At 41.0% G+C, this 19711-nt stretch carries 16 protein-coding genes and 1 pseudogene; 1 reads left to right on the forward strand and 16 read right to left on the reverse strand.

Going from position 1 to position 19711, the window contains the following annotated elements:
- Positions 1-237: 237 nt before the first annotated feature.
- The 12 genes and pseudogenes from mobB to AC13CC_RS01355 form a co-directional block, all read right to left on the reverse strand.
- Positions 238-1260, reverse strand: a complete 1023-nt coding sequence (mobB, locus tag AC13CC_RS01300) for a MobB family relaxase (RefSeq protein ID WP_482877220.1) — start codon at positions 1258-1260, stop codon at positions 238-240.
- A 5-nt stretch (positions 1261-1265) separates the two neighbouring features.
- Positions 1266-1850: a BfmA/BtgA family mobilization protein gene (locus AC13CC_RS01305; protein WP_482877221.1), complete on the reverse strand. Its 585-nt coding sequence runs from the start codon at positions 1848-1850 to the stop codon at positions 1266-1268.
- Between the two features lie 503 nt (positions 1851-2353).
- Positions 2354-3142, reverse strand: a complete 789-nt coding sequence (locus AC13CC_RS01310) for a hypothetical protein (protein ID WP_482877222.1) — start codon at positions 3140-3142, stop codon at positions 2354-2356.
- A 156-nt stretch (positions 3143-3298) separates the two neighbouring features.
- Positions 3299-3805 (reverse strand): hypothetical protein, encoded by a 507-nt coding sequence (locus tag AC13CC_RS01315; RefSeq protein WP_482877223.1) that lies wholly within the window; start codon positions 3803-3805, stop codon positions 3299-3301.
- Positions 3806-3978: 173 nt separating this feature from the next.
- The gene (locus tag AC13CC_RS01320; RefSeq protein WP_482877224.1) at positions 3979-4605 is read right to left on the reverse strand and encodes a hypothetical protein; all 627 of its coding nucleotides are present in this window, start codon (positions 4603-4605) and stop codon (positions 3979-3981) included.
- A 115-nt stretch (positions 4606-4720) separates the two neighbouring features.
- Positions 4721-5944 (reverse strand): site-specific integrase, encoded by a 1224-nt coding sequence (locus tag AC13CC_RS01325; RefSeq protein ID WP_482877225.1) that lies wholly within the window; start codon positions 5942-5944, stop codon positions 4721-4723.
- Between the two features lie 481 nt (positions 5945-6425).
- Positions 6426-6734: pseudogene (locus tag AC13CC_RS01330) on the reverse strand (beta/alpha barrel domain-containing protein); the annotation flags it as partial.
- 87 nt (positions 6735-6821) lie between these two features.
- Positions 6822-7640: an N-acetylmuramic acid 6-phosphate etherase gene (gene murQ, locus AC13CC_RS01335; protein WP_225604896.1), complete on the reverse strand. Its 819-nt coding sequence runs from the start codon at positions 7638-7640 to the stop codon at positions 6822-6824.
- Complete coding sequence (locus AC13CC_RS01340; protein WP_225604897.1) at positions 7637-9091, reverse strand: sodium:solute symporter; 1455 nt, start codon at positions 9089-9091, stop codon at positions 7637-7639. Before AC13CC_RS01340 ends, murQ begins: the two co-directional genes overlap by 4 nt.
- Before the next feature lie 21 nt (positions 9092-9112).
- On the reverse strand, positions 9113-10300 hold the full coding sequence (locus AC13CC_RS01345; RefSeq protein ID WP_225604898.1) for an exo-beta-N-acetylmuramidase NamZ family protein: 1188 nt from the start codon (positions 10298-10300) through the stop codon (positions 9113-9115).
- A 106-nt stretch (positions 10301-10406) separates the two neighbouring features.
- A complete protein-coding gene (locus tag AC13CC_RS01350) occupies positions 10407-11714 on the reverse strand; it encodes a RagB/SusD family nutrient uptake outer membrane protein (RefSeq protein WP_225604899.1) in 1308 nt (435 codons plus the stop codon).
- A gap of 10 nt (positions 11715-11724) precedes the next feature.
- The gene (locus AC13CC_RS01355; protein WP_225604900.1) at positions 11725-14811 is read right to left on the reverse strand and encodes a SusC/RagA family TonB-linked outer membrane protein; all 3087 of its coding nucleotides are present in this window, start codon (positions 14809-14811) and stop codon (positions 11725-11727) included.
- A 166-nt stretch (positions 14812-14977) separates the two neighbouring features.
- On the opposite strand from AC13CC_RS01355, the gene AC13CC_RS01360 reads away from it, so the two are divergent.
- Positions 14978-15733, forward strand: a complete 756-nt coding sequence (locus tag AC13CC_RS01360) for a DeoR/GlpR family DNA-binding transcription regulator (RefSeq protein WP_225604901.1) — start codon at positions 14978-14980, stop codon at positions 15731-15733.
- Positions 15734-16228: 495 nt separating this feature from the next.
- Here the strand turns inward: AC13CC_RS01360 and AC13CC_RS01365 are convergent, their stop codons facing one another.
- The 4 genes from AC13CC_RS01365 to AC13CC_RS01380 form a co-directional block, all read right to left on the reverse strand.
- The gene (locus tag AC13CC_RS01365) at positions 16229-17344 is read right to left on the reverse strand and encodes a Fic family protein (protein ID WP_482877228.1); all 1116 of its coding nucleotides are present in this window, start codon (positions 17342-17344) and stop codon (positions 16229-16231) included.
- A gap of 384 nt (positions 17345-17728) precedes the next feature.
- The gene (locus tag AC13CC_RS01370) at positions 17729-18079 is read right to left on the reverse strand and encodes a hypothetical protein (protein WP_482877230.1); all 351 of its coding nucleotides are present in this window, start codon (positions 18077-18079) and stop codon (positions 17729-17731) included.
- A gap of 309 nt (positions 18080-18388) precedes the next feature.
- Positions 18389-18541: a hypothetical protein gene (locus tag AC13CC_RS01375; protein ID WP_482877231.1), complete on the reverse strand. Its 153-nt coding sequence runs from the start codon at positions 18539-18541 to the stop codon at positions 18389-18391.
- A 67-nt stretch (positions 18542-18608) separates the two neighbouring features.
- A complete protein-coding gene (locus AC13CC_RS01380) occupies positions 18609-19631 on the reverse strand; it encodes a GntR family transcriptional regulator (RefSeq protein WP_482877232.1) in 1023 nt (340 codons plus the stop codon).
- Positions 19632-19711 lie beyond the last annotated feature (80 nt).

Genomic DNA, 19711 nt, shown 5'->3' on the forward strand with positions numbered 1-19711 from the left:
GTCAACGTGTACAAGCACGCCTCATAACCATTATTTTTTCCTTCAATATCGCCCCCCGCAAATGGACGGGGTGTATTGATAGGGAAAAATAATGCCCAAAAATTATCCAATTTAATTTGGAAAGTCCATAGAATACTTACCCCAACTTTTGCGCATGGATCCTGTCGGGTTTTTGTAGCATTCCGGTAGATAAGCGTGAAGCAAAAACACGATAGGGCGCAACCTACTTTTTGGCATTCAGTAGCCCATGTCCTCACCTGTGCCCCTAGCCTTATCGATTCCCCTCCCAAGAGCCTTTATGATCTTGGCCGCAATTTGCACTTTATTGGTCGGTATACTTGGAGCTTTGACACCCATGGTCTTAAGGAGTTTAAAGGCCATGTCCTTTTCCTTGGTGGGCAGTCCCATTACCTTGGCAAAGAACTTCCCAGGCTCTTTGGCATGGGCCTTTCTCCCAACATAGGATTCCACATAGTTCCTTTTGAAGCCCGTTGTCCTATCAAAGGTCTTCTCCGCTGCTTGGTAAAAACTGTCCCTGTCAAATCCCCTTTTGACCGTCTTTCCGTTCAGTTCCACTTCGGATGCTTTGTGTTTTGCCATAGGGGAAAGGGTAAAGGTATTCGTCACATCCCTTCTACTTACTATGATATGGATATGGGTCTGTGGCCCCTCCTTTTGCATCCCTGCGGCCACCAACTGCCCGTTCTGTTTATGGGGTGCTAATCTTTCCTGCTCTTTGATCCTTTTTTCAAGCTCATTGACATTTCCGATGGATTCGCCCCTTTCCACTTTTCGTATCTCGTTCCTGAGCCTTGCTATTTCTCCTCGATACGGGGCATTCTCCCGGACCTGTCTGTCAAATCCACGATAGGTGCGTTCATGCTCGATTTTGGCATAGTATTTCAGATTCTCGGCCTTGACCTCTTGATTGCGATGGAAACTCTTGGCATAGTCCTCCATCAGTTTCCTAGTGTATTCCCTTAGCATGTTGGGGTCATTGCCAATGGCCCTCAGTTCCCTTTGGTTGGGACTGACCACTATGGAATAGAACTTTGGGTCTTTCTGCCTTAACTTGGCCGTATTGGCATCTATTTCCTCAATGACCTTTTCAGGGCTTACGCTGTCGTTCTCTTGGTCAAAGAATTCCTCCCTTTGTTCTGGTAATCTATCCTGGTTCTCCTTTTCCAGATAGTCCACATAGTTCCCTACACTGGAGTTGTAGGTACTGCCCATTTTCTGTGCCGAGATGGTAAGGTACATAAGCGTTATTTTAATCGGTATTTCAGGCTTTCAAAATCCCCAATGCCCATATTGATTTTCAGATACGGCTTTCCCATCATCAGCTCTACCTTTTCAACGCTGTTGAGGATTTCATTGCAGTGCTTTTTATATTCTTTGAATTCTTGCAATATTCTATCGTGCTCCACTTTTGGAACGGTGTTTCTAGGCTCCAAAAAATCCATTCGTTCTTCCTGTATCTTGACAGGTTCCCGTCTCGGTTTCCTCCCATCTTTTACATAAGCCTCATAAAGTATCAACATCATTTCATAGGTCGGACGGATACTGGTCTTTTCCATGTTCTTGATAATGGCAATAAGCCTATCGAATTTTTTCATCATCTTCACTTCCAATTTTTTGATACTGTCAAGGATGACCTTTGTTCGCTCCCCAAAAGGGTCAAGTTGGTTCTCCTTAAAGTAGCATAGCATTCCATCCAACACCTCACTATGTGACTTGTTGAACCTTTTGGAATAATCGCGAAAGCGTGTGGCGGTTTCCTTCTTTACCGTGATATTGGAATAACCACCGGTTCCTTTCTTTGTTCTGTCATTTGTATATTTCTTTTCCATAGGTGCGATTTTGTTTTTTAGTGAAATTGCGTCAATTTTTTCGTCAAAAATTTCCAGTGTTTATTGGGCTTCCCAAAGGGTTTACTGTAGATTTCGGAAAATCTTACTGTAGCCCCTTATTCTGCACAGTAGTCCAAAATATATTCAATCAACTGGTTTTCAACTTGTTGAAGACCCGAAAACAACCGTGATGGCGCAATTTGCGCATCACCCTCTTGCTATTCCAACGTCCCGCAAGCGGGACTGAATGAATACAAGCTGATTTGAAAATCAGTTGCCCTATAAATAATTCTTTGGTTTGTACGGACTTTAGGAAAGTCAAATCAAAAAGGAAAACCCGCACTAATGAATATTATTATTCAATAATATAAAGATACAATTTTTAATGTCTCAAAAGGGTTGGATTATAGTTATGGGTTACACTATGGTATAATGACCTGGGATTATAAATGTAGACACAATAGTAAATATTCGCTGCAAATAAGAATTGTTGCAACTATTTATTACTCCCAAAATTTCCACCATTTTTTTGAAGTGGAACCCTTTTTTTCATTGTCATATTCAGTCGGTTCAGGAATCCAAAACTTGTAAACAGTTCCTATAGCAGTTCCGTTATCAGAGATTGGATATTCGAGTCCAATTTTATTCATAAAATCTACAACTTGCCAATCCTCGTTAGTGAATTCATCTTGTGGGTAAGCTTTGTAAGGTTCTGCTTCTAAATCCCAACGAACATAATAATTAGCAATATTCTCCTTTCTCAAATTAGGCACTAATTCCGCAACGATTTGTGGGTTTCCTTTTTGTTCATCGATTTCTGTTTCTGATAAACTATCATCCCAATAGTCTGGAATCGGATTAAATTGGTCAACTAATTCTCCTTTGTTATAAAGAAAGTACAACCATAAATCTCCATCGTGGATATGGAAAAAGAAAACAGGACAATTAAGTTTTTCGGATAAGTATTTTGATACATCTCCGAATTCATTAAATCCTCTTGGATATAAAACGGTTACATTTCCATTTTTCTCGTTTAAAACACAAAAGTTTGGATTTTCATTTTCAAGATTCTCTTTTAATAAATCCCCGCCATTTAGTTTTGCAAATTCTTTTAAGCAATTTTCAACGTCCTCTTTTGTCTTTCCGATAATTCCAGACATTGATAGAAAAAGTCCCATAGGCTTTGTGTTAATTAATTCTATTGATAAGTCGTAATTGGCTTTAGATTCAATATTCGTCTTGGTGGTTACAAGACTAATCATTAATCCAAATATTGCTAAAGATAATCTCATTCCTAAAATTGGCTACGGTTCGTATAACTGTCAGTTACGGGTCAATATGTGTTAATTTCCGGTTTGGCACTGGCGTTAGCAATTCCGAATGGATTCGGACGTAGTCGAATCCACCGTAATTGCGGTTATACATTGTCGTACGCTAGTTTTTTTTTATTAGCTATCATATTCTGCCAATTCAATTTCCTCATCGCTTGGTAACCAACCATTATTAATTTTTTCAATTAGGTCAGTCAAGTGTTTTTTTACTTTCCGCTTGGTAAAGTCCAAACAAACAACTTTATCAGTTTCTTTATACGCGTCGTATGCCAAAGTCGTAGCGAACCAAAATCCCTCACTGAAATTTTGATGAGCAGTAGTAACTGGTGAAAACTCATAATCGAATTCTTTTTTTGTCCGCATTTCATAATCGAATGCTCGTCCAGTTATTTCCTCATCAAAGTATTGTTCTGTCCAATGAGCTAGAGTTCCAGCGCTACAAGTGTATGCAACATTTTTGTCCATACAAATTTTTACTGCCGGCGGAACTAATTCCTCATCTTCTTTGTTAGCTATTGTAAATACAACCCAGTCATTTTTCGGCAAAGAATTTTTCCATTCAGGATTATTTCTAATCTGAACGTAATATATTTTTCTTCTGTTTATTTTGCCTAAAAGTTCCATTTTCAGCTTGCGTACAACGGTCTCGCATAACCGTCAGTTACGGGTTTTTATGCTTTAATTTTCAGGTTATCACTCACTTCAGCAATTCCGAGTGGATTCAGCCAGCCCTGAGCGCAGTCGAAGGGTAGTCGAATCCGCCGTAATTGCGGTTATACATTGTTATGAGCTGGCTTTTATTCAACTTTATATATTTCTTTATCAATCATTTTTCTTAATTCCAAAATCGATATTCCGTCTCTAACTGTTTGGCCATCGTCCAAATGAAAAAAGTCAGCATATCTTATTTTCGTAATTGAATTAAATTCGCCAAGAATATTGTCCAAATACAACCAAGCCATAGTCTGGTACTTTTCTTTGTCTAAATTCATATTCTTTACATAAACTCGAATATCTACTTTTTCCTCTTCATTAACGAATTCAGGAATAATTTCAATGTCCGAACTTGGGAATTCAAGTCCATCGTATTTGAATTTTAAATCATCCTTTGGTTGTCTAAATTTTTCGACAATCCAGTTTTCGATTTCAGGTTTCGAGTTGTATAGTTTTTCGGTATCAGGTATTCCACTTGGTTTTCCGTCAGGTGTGATTATCAATACGAACTTTTCATCGCTGTTTTGAGTTACCTCTGGGAAAATCAAGTCAGAATATTTATGAATTTCATCAGTCAGTTTATTATAAGCCGTATAATCAGATAAGTCCGAATTAATAAATTCTTCAAGTGATTTTTTATTCCTCTCGAAGTATTCCCAAAACTTTTCCTCTTTTGTTAGTCTTTTTTTCTTTTTCAGGAATTCAAACATTCAGATTTGGTTTTTTCAGCTTGCTCACAACTAGATTATATGGATGTAAAATACATCTATATACTCCTAAAATGGAATAAAATTGATGAATTTGATCAATTCTTACTGGAAAGTTTTACTTGCCGTCCATTTTTTCAACCAATATCCTCATATCTTCTCCTACTTTCTTTTCCAAGACCCTTGCATAAATTTGGGTGGTGGTTAGCTTGGTATGCCCCAACATTTTTGAAACAGTTTCAATAGGAACACCATTGGAAAGGGTTATTGTAGTGGCAAAGGTGTGTCTAGCTGTATGGAATGTCACTTTCTTGTAAATTTTACAAGTCTTGCAGATTTCCTTGAGGTAATAATTGACCTTTTGATTACTGTAAACAGGTAGTAGGACTTTCATCACTTTTCTTTCTGGCGAATCTTCATACTTCTTGATGATTTCCTTTGCCTGTGGCAGTAAAGGGATTTTTAGCTTTTCGTTCGTCTTAATTCTTTTGGTGAACAACCAATCATTTCCATCTATACCCTTAAGAACATGGTCAGGTGTCAATGCCTTCAGGTCAATATAGGATAGGCCAGTATAGCACGAGAAAAGAAACACATCCTTGCATTTCTCAACCCCCTCCTTTGTGAACGTGGTTTCTTCAATCAACCTCAATTCCCGCTTTGTCAAATATTCCCGTTCGGTTTTCTCAAAACGTAGTTTATAGTTTTCAAAAGGGTCTTTTGTTATCCAATCCAACCGAACGGCCAACCTTGACATTTTCTTAAGCCGTTCCATGTGTTTCATAGCCCCGTTATTGGTGCATTTGGTTCGCGTAGATGGCCTGTATTTTCTTAGGTACTGCTCAAAGTCCGATATAAAACGGTAGTTCAATTTTTTGAGCTTTATATCCTCCATCCCATATTCTTCTTTTAAAAATAGGCCCACGCATCGTTCTGTGATGTGATAATTCTTTCTGGTTCCCGGACGTAAAGAAGTGTGCATGGTTCCATTGTGGTAGGCAATCAATTGTTTCAATGTTTTTCCGCCCTCATCTTCCCCAAAAAATCTTGCTTTGATAGATATTGGTGTGATTGCTTTTTCTTCTGCCATCATCAATCTATGGGCCTCATGTAGTCCTGTATAAATTTGGTCTAGGTACTTGTTCAAAGAAATCACATAACTGGAAAAACCCTTGCCCCTTTTACGGTTATTGTCCCATAAATTGGTTTTTATTTCCCGATTTATGCTGAAATCGGTGCGCTCACCATCGATGGTGATCCTACAATAGACAATTAGGTTCTCGGATTGAACCTTGTGCTTTCTTGTAAAGAAATTGATTGTTAAACGATTGTTTTTCTGCATGTTGTAACCTTTTAGAGTGTGAATACTGTGAAAGTCAAAACACAAGAAAAATGGTTCTAAAAGTCATTTAAAGTTACAACAAGAACTGTAAGTGTTTGCTCCCGATGGGAACACGCTTGATATGATTTTAGATGGTTTTAAATGAATTCAAACGATATGCCTAAAAACACAAAACACTGAAAATCATAAGATTAACAGTGTTTTGATTTTACTTGAATAAGGTAAGTCGGGATGACTGGAAGAAAGTGTATTTTACAACGTTCTAACAATCAACACCTTATACTGTGCTCTAATACTGATTAACCGAACTCTAAACTGTCTATAAAACAGCACATTCAGAGGCAAAACTTATGCATGTTTTACAATGCAAATTTACAAAAATAAGATGGTATCATTTGTTCTTAAAAGAAATTAGTACTGAAACAATTCTTTAAACTTGTAAAAAATTCTTTCGGCCACGCTAAGATTCTCAGTGATAATCTCAGCATGCTTCATTTATAATTTGTAAAGATGTTTTCACCTTATTAATTAAAAGTTCAAAATCTAAATTTTCGATAACTTCACCACTTATCAACTTGGAACCCATTCCCACGCAGGCGACCCCTGCTTCGAACCAGCTTCTTAGGTTATCTCTTTCTGTACCTACTCCGCCAGTTGGCATTACGCTCGTCCATGGTTGTGGTCCCTTTATGGCCTTTACAAAGTCAGGACCATAAGTGGACCCTGGAAAAAGTTTAATGATCTCCACCCCAAGTTCCTCTGCGCGATTTATCTCGGTACCCTTCGGACAAAATTGTGCGTTCTTTTTATTCGCCAAAAAATAGAAAACCTGATTGACACCCCTTCAATATATATTGTTTATGCTATAAAGTTGCCATTATTTCTTTTTAAAGTGTTTGAAAACATTACGCACATTGCGGTGTTGTTTTAACAATCGGGAAGCTTCGTTTTCATCTACCTGTAGTTCGTCCATCAACATGCGGATGGCCCTATCCACCAATTTTTTATTGGAAAGTTGCATGTCCACCATTCTATTGCCCTTCACGCGACCCAACTTTATCATGATGGAAGTGGAAATCATATTCAGCACGAGTTTTTGTGCGGTCCCTGCTTTCATACGGGTACTGCCGGTCACAAATTCGGGGCCAACCACCAGTTCAATGGGGTATGATACCTCGGCGGCCATGGGCGAATTTACATTGCATACAATACAACCTGTCACCAGACCTTCTTTCTGGGCGGCTTTTAATCCTCCGATGACATAAGGGGTGGTGCCTGATGCCGCTATTCCCAAAAGCACATCACTGGAATGAATATTGAACCCTGACAAATCCTTCCAAGCTTGGTTTTTATCATCCTCCGCATTTTCCACTGCCTTTCTCAAGGCTAGGTCCCCACCTGCAATCAAACCAATGATCACATCGTCATCCACGCCAAAGGTAGGAGGGCATTCGGAAGCATCCAATACGCCCAAACGACCACTGGTTCCTGCACCAATATAGAACAATCGTCCCCCTCGCTCAATGTTTTCAAAAGCTGCATCCACAAAAGCCTTGATGGCCGGTATTGCTCCTTCCACCACTTGGGGAACGGTTTTGTCCACGCTGTTGATGTTGGTCAAAAGCTCAGTGGTATCCATGTTCTCCAAGTTGTCAAATAAAGAGGATTGCTCGGTAGTAGGATTGAATATTTTCATTGTTTTTTTCGAATTAATAATAAACCGATTATCGTAAGAGTGGCGATAATTGCTATGGTAAAAAAGCCCATGTCAAAGCCATACTTTTCCTTGGCATAGTTCCCAGCAAAATATGTCATCAAAGGCGTTAGTATACAAATTACAGGAACCCATTTGTCCTTTATGTTAACCTTGGTGAACATGCCCAACAAAAACAAACCCAACAAGGGTCCGTAGGTATACCCCGCCATGGTAAAGACCAAGGAAATAACATCACCCCTACTTCCTGAAAACAGCATTACAATCAGGAATAAAATGGCAGAAAACCCTACGAGGGCCTTATTTTTTAGAGACTTTACTTTTCCCTCCTCTTTTTTGTCAATTTCAAGGAAGTCGTAGGTGAACGAAGTGGTCAAGGCGGTGAGGGCGGAATCCACACTGGAAAACGATGCCGCTATGATTCCTAACAAAAAGCTCACCCCAGCCAATGGCCCCAGATAATTTAGGGTCAAATTTGGAAACAGCGTGTCAGTGTCCAACAACGTTCCATCGGCTGCCCTTGGCAATTGTACCCCATTGTTCTCGGCATAGATATAGAGCAATACCCCCAATCCTAAGAACAAAAACTGTGTTATGGCCAAAATAAGACTATAGGTCAAAGAATTCTTTTGGGCATCCCATTGGTTTTTACAAGTGAGGGTCTTTTGCATCATGTTTTGGTCCAGTCCCATCATTCCAATAGTGATCAAAAAGCCTGAAATGAATTGTTTGTAGAAGTTGTTGGCCGATTTTCCCTCCCATTCAAAAACCTTAAAGTATTGATGTTCCGTCACCGCATGAACGGCATCCCCAAAAGTAAAATTGAATGAATCCATGATGGCCCAAACAGTCAATACCGCGCCTAAAATCAAGAATACGGTCTGTACGGTATCCGTCCAGACAATGGTCTTGATCCCTGATTTATTGGTATACAACCAAACCAGTACCAAAATTACGATCACGGTTACCGCAAAGGGAATGCCCAAGGCGTCAAAAAAAGCAAACTGAAGTATTTTGGCTGCCAACAGCAATCGCAAAGCCGCCCCAAAAGACTGGGAGATTAAGAAAATCAATGAGCCCGATTTGTAGGAGACGTTGCCAAACCTATCCCTGAGATACGCATAAATGGAAACCAATCGCAACCTATAATACAAGGGTATCAACACAAAGGTGATAAACAGATAGCCCAAGACATTCCCCAACACGAATTGGAAAAAATACAGGTTGTTGTTGCCCACCATACCGGGCACCGAAACAAAGGTGACCCCGGAAAGTCCGGCCCCAATCATGCCAAAAGCTACCAGAAACCATGGCGACTCTCGGTCCCCCGTAAAAAAGGTTTGGTTACCACTTTTTCTTGATGTGAGGTACGAGATGGCCATCAACAACAAGAAATAGGCTACTATGACCGCAAATACGACTGTTGGTTTCACCGTACGGTTTCTTTTTGTATTTTAATATAGTTGGATACTTTCCAAATTTGATTGGTATTCCGAATAATCTTCCATGGCATCCAATTCTTCCATGGTTCCCTTGGCTTCCACCCATTTTCTAAGTTTATCGGTGCCATTGATGATGTCTATGGGCCAATTTTCATAATCGTACTCGTAGGGAGGGTTCAACCACTCAAAATGGTCTCCCATGTAATGGTGCAGCTCCTGCATCAACCATTGGCCAACCCGCCACGGTTTACAGGTTTTCCGGTCTAGTGTATGCACTTGAAAACCTCCACAGGGTTTATCTGCCTGTTTTTGGAAGGTGGGCAAGAAATTGATAGGTCGTATGGCCACTCCCTGCAATCCACTTTTCGCAAAAGCCTGTGAAAGATAGGTATCCCAATACCCGTAAGGTTCTATTTTGGGATGTCCCATGATCTCCAGTGGTTGGGTGGTTCCCCTACCCTCACTCAAAGTGGTTCCCTCAAACAACACCATCCCGGGAAAGGTAAACGCACTTTCTACTCTGGATAAATTGGGTGAGGGCAGCAACCAAGGTAGCCCGGTGTCTTCATAGTACATTTGTCGGGTCCAGCCTCTCATTTCAATAACCCTGAGTTTTGATTTTGAAGCCGCCCAATACCGCTGATGCATCAAAGCCACTTCGCCAATGGTCATGGCATGGCGCACTGGCATGGGATGGAGCCCGATAAACGACTCAAATTCCATATCCAAAACATTGCCCTCCAAGTCAACCCCATTTAACGGATTGGGTCTGTCCAAAATCACAATTTCAATGTCTTTGGAAACGCACGCATCCAAAATTAGGGTCATGGTGTAGATGTACGTATACATTCGGCACCCTACATCCTGAAGGTCGATGAACAAATGGTCGATATCCTTGAGCATAGCCTCGGTGGGAATCCTTGTTTCAGAATACAACGAGTACACTGGAATGTTGAAATAGGGATGCACGGTATGATCGGTCTCGATCATATTGTCCTGGGCATCGGTGGAAAATCCATGTTGGGGGCCAAAAATTTTGATGAATCGGTCCCTAAAAATCTTTTTGAACCCCAGCGTGGCATGCTGAAGATTTCCATCTACAGAGGCATTATGACACAACAGCGCCACATTGCCCTTAAATTGGGATTGAAGTGCATTGTCCTTCAGCAAAACATCCAAACCTGTCATTATTTTTTTCATGGCCGTTCCTTCATTTTTGTTGAAAAAAAACCAAGCCAAATTCCAGATTTGGCTTGGATACTTAAACTAAAAACTAATCAAAGTTTTTATTAGAGAAACTACTTAATCAAGAAGTTGGGTTTGCAGGCGTACTATCGTTGTTATCACGCTCTGCATTGGGGTACGGATAATAATTTCTATTTCGTTCTGCAGCTGCATCACCGGGACCTGGACGATCAAATCTACGGCTATCCTCCAACCCGAGTCCGGACAGATACAATTCTATTCTGCGGTTCTTATAAATCTCATCCAAAACTGATTGCTGATCTACGGTACCGGCATAGTCTGCCAAGGCAGCACCTACACCAAAGGCATCCTCGCCAGCGGTTTTGTTGCGAACAGCATTCAATTGAATGACCGCATTGTCCAAATCGTTGCTTCTGGCATAGGCCTCGGCCTTTATCAAAAGCATTTCACCTGGGAGGTATACCGGAATCTCATCGGTGTTATTATCAAAGAAGGCGGTTACCTGATAAACGGGAATCGCGGCATCTGGATCTTCGCTGAACACGTAGAAGTCCACACGTTGGTCACCATCCTCCGGAAGTAAATCATCAGGAAGCGCAAATCTGGCATCCTTGGCCTGGGTCACGTTTTGGGAACCGAACCAGAATGCCAACGGATTGGGTATGGCCGCATCATAGGCCCAAGTCGATTGGGCAGATAGGTCCACATCGTCCGCAGCAGCTATAGCAGCGCTATAATTGCCTGCCATCAGATTAAAGCGGGCCAATAGCGCATTGACAGAGTTCTCCAAATCCACAGAACCGATCAATCCTGAAGTAACCTCAGAAGACAATCCAGCATCAATATATCCTTTGGCCTCAGTGAGGTCATCAATGGCATTCTGCAACACCGTTACCCTATCGTTGAAAGGGGCATCTTCGATGATTTCCACAGGAATTTGTTCAAAATACTGAATCAAGGTTCCATGTACCAAAGCTCTGTAAAAAAGTCCATATGCCTTAAGCGTATTACCCACCGAAGTATCATCGGTTGCCGTTTCCGCCGAGGTAATCACCGTAGTGGCCTCTTTGCGGCACAGCATGGCATTGGTCCACATATTGTTCAACAGCTCATTGTCACCCCCAATATCATCTCCCCCCAAAAGCACTTCATTTTCCCCTTGGTTACCGGGGTTGAGCAATTGCAGTTCACTGGTATTCAATCCGGTGATGTTTACAGAAGTATAGATAAGACCGCTACGTTCTGCGCTCCAACGCTGTTGGATACCGTTGATCAAATCCACAAGATTGTCCGTGTTGTTCACAACATCAGGCTCCAAGGTTGAATTGGGATCCAAGTACACCTTGTCACAAGACACTGCCCCAAGAGTCAATGCCGCCAACAGTAAAAATTTATATATTCCTTTCATGTCTTTCATTTTATAGTTTAGTGCTGATTGATAAAGCAAAAGTGCTTGGAATTGGTACGTTACCAAAGTTTACAGCACGCAGTAGATTGGATTGTCCACCAGCGTTGGTCTCAGGGTCAAAACTCCAAAAGTTGTCAAAAGAGATCAGGTTTCTTCCGATCAAGGATACCTCTACATCTTTAAGCGAGTTGTTGAAAAGCGAATCGAAAGTATAGGATAAGGCTATTTCCCTCAATTTTACGAAGGAACCATCCTCTATTCTAAATTGCTCAATGGGATAAATCCCAGCAATATATCCTCTTGGAAGGTCACCGCTAAGCTCTTGGGCAGACAATCGACCCAAACCAACCCCTTGACGGGTACGTTTATCGGCATCAAACACATCAAATCCCTGTACGGATTCCCACAGCATGGAAAAACCAAAGTTCTTGTACTTCAAGTCGGTTCCAATACCCATGATATAATCTGGGTTGGGGTCACCAATAATTTTTCGAAGCGCATCCCCTGTGGGTTGTCCATTTGCATCACGCTGTGCAATACCCGTAGCAGCATCCCCTCTTTCTTGTTGGGGAACGCCCACAGGCGCACCCGTGTCGGATGGTCCGGACAAAATCAACTCCCCATTGTCATCCTTGGCAAAATACGTTCCGTAGAAAACCCCCAAAGGCTCTCCCTCACGTACAATTGGCGTGGCACCTGCAACAGTGGCCACGGTAATATCACCACCAATGGTCTTTAACACCTTGTTTTTATTGGTACTGAAGTTTACATTCACGTCCCAGGTAAAATCAGGAGTCTTTATAGGGGTTATCCTGGCATAAATCTCCAAACCTTTGTTCTCCATGCTACCCACGTTCTCCGTTCTGGACGCACCACCAATGGAAGGCGCCAAAACCCGGGTCACAATCAAATCTTCAATTTTTTGGCTATAATATGAGAACAACAATCCGGCGCGATCGTTCCAAAAACTTAAATCGGCACCTATTTCAAATTCCTTGGTACGCTCTGGCACCAAGTCTTCGTTACCCAGTCTATTGTTTTGCTGTAAACTTCCCGCTCCCGCAAATTCGTTGGGCGTGTAGCTTCCAAATCTTTCATAAGGTGATATCGCGGTAAGGTTACCCGCCTCTCCGTAGGAAGCCCTCAGTCTTGCCGAGTTGAAGAATCCTTCGGTGTTCCAGAAAGGTTCGTTGGAAATAAGATAAGAACCGGACACTTTTGGATAGAAATTACTTCGGTTGTCCACATCAAAGTTCGTGGCTCCATCCACACGACCTGCAACAGTTAAGAACAACTTGTTGTCATAGGAAAGTGTTTCCTGAAGGAAGAATCCGTAAATGTCCAAATTGGAATCCACTGGATTGTATTGCAAGGGAATGGTAGGCACTCCCGACGCATCGAGCCCTCTTCCTTGGGTGGCATCCAACTCCAATTGACTGGCCTGGAAGCTATACCCTCCTGTTGTGGAAGAGTTCAATGTTTCGCTGATATCCCAGTCATAGTTTGCGGTAATGTCATAGTTCCAGTTAAAAATCTTGGCCTCGGCATCCCCCAAATAGCCATCATTAAAATAGGCGGGGTTAACCCCATCATAAGGGTACACTGGAATGGAGATATGTCCTTTTTGCTTGTAGGTATCCACACCGATGATTTGATCTATGGTAAGATTATCAATAGGTGTGATCTTTACATGTGCATTGGGAATGAATCGGTCCACATTTTGGGTAATATCAAAGGTCTCGATAATACTTAATGGGTTTACCCGGGTAGGTTCCACCGCCAAAAGATTCCCATTGGCATCGCGTTGCGAAAGGTCATACACGTTATTGGTAATGTTCATGGCATTAATGGGACTCCAGAATACGTTACCATCCGGTTTCTCATCGGACTTACTGCTTGAAAAATAGAGTCCTATGTCATAGGAAATCCAATCTGCAACATTATGCCCAAACTTTAACCGGGCGGTAAAACGGTTATAAGTGGTATTTTTAACAATCCCTTCATTACTCGTATAGCCCACAGAGGCCAAATAGTTCATTTTGCTATTCCCATCGCGAACCATAAAGTGGTTATCAGTTCCAAAACCGGTTTGGAAAATATCATCCTGATAATCATAGCGGGTGGTATTGAACTTTTCGGAACTTAAGTTTAAGAAAGGTGTTGCGGTATTTGTGTCGGCATCAAAACCAAAAATGGGCCACAATCTTCCAGCCAAACCGCCTACGGGTACCGTTTCAAATTCCTCCCCGGTTAAATTAAGGTCCAATTTTTTACGAATGGTATTGATATTGATTCCTGTTTTAAAGGTCATTTCTGGACCATTCCCAAAGGATCTTCCTTTTTTGGTGGTAATCACCACCACCCCATTGGAAGCCCTTGAACCATAAATGGCGGCGGCGGCGGCCCCGTTGAGAATATTGATGTTTTCAATGTCATTGGGGTTGATGTCCACCATCCTATTCTGTCCTGGACTTGCATCCCCGGCAGGAACGTTAAGGTTGGTCACATTGGTGGTAAGGTTACTGGCGATCACCCCATCCACCACATAAAGCGGTTCAGAGGAACCTTTAATGGTACTGGGTCCTCTCAAGCGAATGGAAAATCCACCGGCGGGATCTCCCGAGTTTTGGGTGATTTGCGCCCCTGGCACCTTACCTTGTAGTGAGGAAGTAACGCTCACCGGTGCGGCTTCCACCAATTTGGCAGATTGAACCGTGGTAATGGCATTACCCAGTTTTTTCCGTTCTTGGGTCACCGAGGATCCCAAAACAATAACCTCATCCAGTTTATTTGAATCTTCGGTCAAGGAAATTGATAAATTCTGTGTGCTTCCAGTAAGTACCTGTTCTTTGGTTACAAAACCAAGATAGCTGATGACCAAGGTCTTTCCCTCGGCATCAGAAACTTCTAATTGAAAGTTTCCATCAAAATCGGTCACCCCACCTATGGAGGTTCCTTTAATGAAAACATTGGCCCCTGGTAAAGGTTGGCCCGCATTGTCACTTACTGTTCCTGAAACCGTCAAGGTTTGGGCGAATACGGAATTCACCCCCAAGAACAGTGTCAAAAACAGTAACATGTAATTGAGTTTTTTCATACGTTGAGTTCTTTTTGAGCATTTGCAACAAACTTAGCGAGCAATTTTCAATGTTGCAATTTTTTTGCAGTTTTTTATTGCAAAAATTAGATTTTATTGCATTATTAAACAACTTTTAATAAAAAATGCTGTTTTTTATTGCATGATTATATTTTATATTTGCGATATGAACAAGACGGAACGACATCAATTCATACTGACCGAAGTTCACCTGCACAATAGGGTAGTTTTGGCCGATCTGGCCAATATGCTCAACGTGTCCATTGATACCGTTCGACGAGATATCAAGGAACTTGATTCCGCCAAAAAGCTGAAAAAGGTACATGGGGGCGCTTTATCGAATGGCTTCAATGCCTATTCTGACCGTTCCACTGATATTTATGAACTGGACAGTAAGGTTTCCATTGCCCAAAAGGCGGTTTCCCTGATCAAGGAAGGGGATGTCGTGTTGATCAGTGGTGGGTCCACCCATTTGGAACTTGTTAAATTGATTCCGAAGAAGTTGTCGCTTACGTTTTTTACGCCCAGTCTTTCCATGGCCATTGAACTATCCCAACGGTTGCCCAAATATCATGAGATTTTTCTAATTGGAGGGAAACTTTCCCGAAGCTCACAATTGACCATTGGAGGTGGATCTATCAATTTACTTTCGGAAATCGAAGCAGATATCTGTTTCTTGGGAACAGGGTACTTGGACGCCAAAAAAGGGATTACGGAAGTGGATTGGGAAATTGCACAAATGAAAAAAGCTATGATCAAGACCTCCAAAAAGGTGGTTTCACTATGTATCTCCCCGAAACTGAACACGTCCAACCGCTACAAAATCTGCGATATTGGTAATCTGGACACCTTGATTACTGAACTGGATCCCAACTCTTCTGTTTTGGACGCCTATCGTATTAGGAGCCTAAAACTATTATAAAACCGTCTTAGGTTTCACAAGGGTACTTGTTCCCTGCTAATTTTTTGAGTTCATAATCCTGCCCATTTCTGATTCCCATTGGTAAAAATCTGTCCTTACAATTCGTCCGATTAAACTTTCTTGGTTGAGTTCTTGCTATTCATTTCTATCATCCTGACCAAGGGACCTGTCCACACAATGCATATTAATCACCCCGGTGCCTTTGTATCAATTGGCAATTTAGCTCCAATCAGACCGCATAAACATGTTTGGTTGATAAGCCATCGGGGTGGCAGGCCCACCCCTATAAACATAAATAGTTGATTTTCAATTTTTTACACCGTTAACTAAGACCAGTTAACCGAACCCTGAACCGTGTTCAAATCGGCACATCCAGAGGCAAAACTTATGGGAGTTTTACACCACTAATTTAGGCAATTATTTGACAAACAAAGGTGATTGTACGATTTTTATCATAGGTTGATCGTAATGGTACATTCAAGTCTTCCCATGGGATTATTCCCTTAAAATTTCAAATAGGTTCACATTTAAGAACAAATTCTCCACACCTACTTTTTGAGATTTCAGAACACCAATTTTTTCCAATTCCTGTAAATATTCAGCTGCTGTCTGTCTTTTTGCTATGCCTTTGTCCACAATGAACTTTACCTTACAGTAAGGTTGTTCAAACAATAACTCGATAAGCTCTTTGGAATAGACCCGTGCAGGCAATTTTTCCTTTGCAAATGAAATGGTTTCCTGCATTAGGGCATTTATGGTGTTTATTTTATCCAACGTATAAAAAGCTGTTTCTTCAATCCCTTTCAACATGAACAATATCCATTCCTCCCAATCACGATTTTCGGTGACCCTTCTAAGATTTTTGTAATACTTGTTCTTATTTTCGATGATATATTTGCTCAAATATAGGATAGGCGCATCCAACAGTCCTTTTTCAACCAAATAAAGGATGTTCAAAACACGGCCAGTCCTGCCATTCCCATCTGGAAAAGGGTGTATGGCTTCAAACTGGTAGTGCATGACAGCCAATCTTACCAAATCATCCAATCCATCATCTGCATGTATAAAATCCTCTAAATTTTTGAGTAAATCCCTGATTATTTTTTCGCCCTCCGGAGGTGTATAGATTGTTTTACCGTTTTTGGTGATCCTGGTTCCCGTTGTTTTTCGTATACCTGCACTGTTTTGTTTAATGGTCTGTACAATGGAAATAAAAGTATTGGTCGACAGGTGACGCTTGCCCAGATTGTTATACCCTTCCCATAAGGCCTGTCTATATCTCAAAACTTCCTTTGTTTGGGCATCGGTAATATTTGTGTTGGCGGTAAAAGCCAGATATAAGCTGTCTTGGGTGGTAACTATGTTTTCAATCTCCGAACTATCCTTGGCCTCTTGTAAGGTGATCGCATTGACCAGCATTGACTGATTTGGAATTTCATTGGCCCTACCCTTCAATTCTGCCAATACTCGTGTTGCAGAAATGGCTTGCTTCAGAACCTTTTTGGTTTCAAGCTCATTTATGGGTGGCAACAGGGGTAAATCGTTATATGCTTCTTTTGGATTGTACATGATTTCGACAAATAGATAAAACAATGTCGATGATATCGACATAATGCAAATATATGTCGATATTTTTTATTTTTATCGACATATAGTGTTTTTGTGATAAAAACCTCCCATTCCGGCAGCCTTATTTGGAAACGCCGGACATAGTATACCACCTTCGCCGGATAAAATTGAGCACCCTCCAACACGACACAAAAATCTGAACCTCAGGTCACTAATATTAAATATCGGATGGCTCAAATTTTCCGTTTTTGGTGGTCTCAACCATCCGGCCCATCCACCTCTATCCAACTCATATGGCTACAGTAATTTTAAAATCTTCAAACCTATCTTGACAACACTTACCTATTGATTCGACTTGGTCAACAACGACCTTCAAATTGCCCACATTCACTCTGCCTCTCCAAGGCAGACACGGACCCTGTCACATCAAAACCTGTCCATCATGCTCCAATCATAGAGAAGGCGGGAAGACATTATTCTTCCTTCGTCCAACACAAACCATTCGGTGACCATCATCGATTTATATAACGGAATCTCAAACATGACCATATACAAAGCGAAGGTCAAGCCCTTCCCCTGCACTACTTCGAGCAACTCCACACGATATAAGAGTTTTGAAGCCACCGAAATCCAGCGTTTAAAATCTCTTTTTGAACCCAAATAACCGCCTGGACTTCTGAACTCATAGGTGTCATCCAAAAGACCAAAGGATTCCACCATGGTCTCCTCATGATTGAAACCTAGGAGATAATTGGCTATTACCCTATCATCTTTCATAGGAACGTTTTGAATTATATAGCAACGAACCAACATTCATCTTTAAAACGATCCGTGATTCGATGCATTGAACTGACATAACGCCACCCTTCCTCTCAAAGCTATACCACCTTTTGCTATAATGATAGAAGAAAAAGTCCAAAATATTTCCTTTTTAGTCCACCAACATTCTTCTGAGTCCACCATGCATTGAACACGAACAACAATGGTTCATAAATGAAGGTCCAACCCAATGGTTTTGGGACGCTTGCAGCACTTCACTGTGTTCTGCTTGCTTTTGGGTTCTTTCTGTTAATTGAATTCAATGAGCTACTTTATTTCAGTATCTATGAGCTTGGTAATCATATCAATCACCATATCCAGCAATAAATCTACGAGTCCCACAATTTCCCCTATAGTGAACTTATCGGGACGGTTCAGCTTGACATAAGCCCGAAGAGGCATTATAAGGTTGTTTTTCATGGATTCGTTCGAGTTTATGACTTGAGCACTACCCCACTAGTGCAGTGTACTTTGTCCCGATTTCCACCTATAAGGAGTTCCTCGGTATTACATAAAATGGGTTGGCCTCGAAGATGATTTGATTTTTCAATATTACCTCTGCAGCTCTTTTACCAAAGTTTTCAAAATCCGTAGAGATAACGGTAAGACCATTTAGCAAAACTTCCTTTAGGGGCGTTTCATTATAGGAAATAATCCCGACATCATTTCCTATTGTCAACCTGGACATTTTAATTTTCCTGATGAGCACCACCAAATCGTCCTCCATTAAATTGATGTATACAGTGTTGGTCTTAATTGGTTTTGCCTCTATTTCCTCAATGATTTCAAATTCGTATCCATATGTACTGCAAAATTTGGTGAACCCTTGTTCTATTTCCTTTGGATGATATGTTTTCTTGCTCAGCAGTAAATTGATTCGTTTGTATTTTTTAAGCCATGTGTCAAGCTTTTCAAGCGATAAATAAATGTCCCTTTCAAAATTTTGGTAAACACAGGAAACCTTATTGGAAAGCCCATCCAATCTCTTATCCAATACAATCAGTTTTTCTTGCGGGACCTCCCTTTTGATATAATCGATAACATCATCACCGCCTTCTTCAAAATGACAGATCATAACATAATGTGTATATGGTATTTGCTTGGATTCCTTGACCAGTTTCTTAAAATGACGGTAGTTGTTATCGTAAATAAAGAAATCAATGGCGGCATTGTCGCCCAAGGTTTGGGTAAATGCATCATAGATGATTTTCTTATGGGGACTCAATTTGTTGAACAATAAAAATATCTTGGCTTTCATGGGCAATGTGTTCTTTCTGACGAAGTGACCCTTACCCTGTATGGAATCAATGACTTTCCTTTTTTTTAAATGGTCATAGGCCTTTATTACAGTATCTCTTGAGATATCAAACTCAATCGACAGCTCGTTCACTGATGGTAATCTATCATTTAACTTTATATTGCCCCGATCTATGGCCGATAATATGGAATCCACAATCTGCTTATATTTTGGAACTCGGGATTTTTCTTTTATGTCTATGAATTGTAGCATATTTTATAATTCTAGAATTGAGATTCTGGCTAAAACTTCAAACTGTTATGGTGTTTCACTGTCTCTAGGTAAAATTGCGG

The organism is Flagellimonas sp. L-11, from assembly GCF_056857735.1.

What these genes read in the sequence shown, in the direction of transcription:
- mobB (WP_482877220.1), bottom strand. Translation starts at nt 1,260, where the DNA reads ATGTACCTTACCATCTCGGCACAGAAAATGGGCAGTACCTACAACTCC.
- AC13CC_RS01305 (WP_482877221.1), bottom strand. Translation starts at nt 1,850, where the DNA reads ATGGAAAAGAAATATACAAATGACAGAACAAAGAAAGGAACCGGTGGT.
- AC13CC_RS01310 (WP_482877222.1), bottom strand. Translation starts at nt 3,142, where the DNA reads ATGAGATTATCTTTAGCAATATTTGGATTAATGATTAGTCTTGTAACC.
- AC13CC_RS01315 (WP_482877223.1), bottom strand. Translation starts at nt 3,805, where the DNA reads ATGGAACTTTTAGGCAAAATAAACAGAAGAAAAATATATTACGTTCAG.
- AC13CC_RS01320 (WP_482877224.1), bottom strand. Translation starts at nt 4,605, where the DNA reads ATGTTTGAATTCCTGAAAAAGAAAAAAAGACTAACAAAAGAGGAAAAG.
- AC13CC_RS01325 (WP_482877225.1), bottom strand. Translation starts at nt 5,944, where the DNA reads ATGCAGAAAAACAATCGTTTAACAATCAATTTCTTTACAAGAAAGCAC.
- murQ (WP_225604896.1), bottom strand. Translation starts at nt 7,640, where the DNA reads ATGAAAATATTCAATCCTACTACCGAGCAATCCTCTTTATTTGACAAC.
- AC13CC_RS01345 (WP_225604898.1), bottom strand. Translation starts at nt 10,300, where the DNA reads ATGAAAAAAATAATGACAGGTTTGGATGTTTTGCTGAAGGACAATGCA.
- AC13CC_RS01350 (WP_225604899.1), bottom strand. Translation starts at nt 11,714, where the DNA reads ATGAAAGGAATATATAAATTTTTACTGTTGGCGGCATTGACTCTTGGG.
- AC13CC_RS01355 (WP_225604900.1), bottom strand. Translation starts at nt 14,811, where the DNA reads ATGAAAAAACTCAATTACATGTTACTGTTTTTGACACTGTTCTTGGGG.
- AC13CC_RS01360 (WP_225604901.1), top strand. Translation starts at nt 14,978, where the DNA reads ATGAACAAGACGGAACGACATCAATTCATACTGACCGAAGTTCACCTG.
- AC13CC_RS01365 (WP_482877228.1), bottom strand. Translation starts at nt 17,344, where the DNA reads ATGTCGATATCATCGACATTGTTTTATCTATTTGTCGAAATCATGTAC.
- AC13CC_RS01370 (WP_482877230.1), bottom strand. Translation starts at nt 18,079, where the DNA reads ATGAAAGATGATAGGGTAATAGCCAATTATCTCCTAGGTTTCAATCAT.
- AC13CC_RS01375 (WP_482877231.1), bottom strand. Translation starts at nt 18,541, where the DNA reads ATGAAAAACAACCTTATAATGCCTCTTCGGGCTTATGTCAAGCTGAAC.
- AC13CC_RS01380 (WP_482877232.1), bottom strand. Translation starts at nt 19,631, where the DNA reads ATGCTACAATTCATAGACATAAAAGAAAAATCCCGAGTTCCAAAATAT.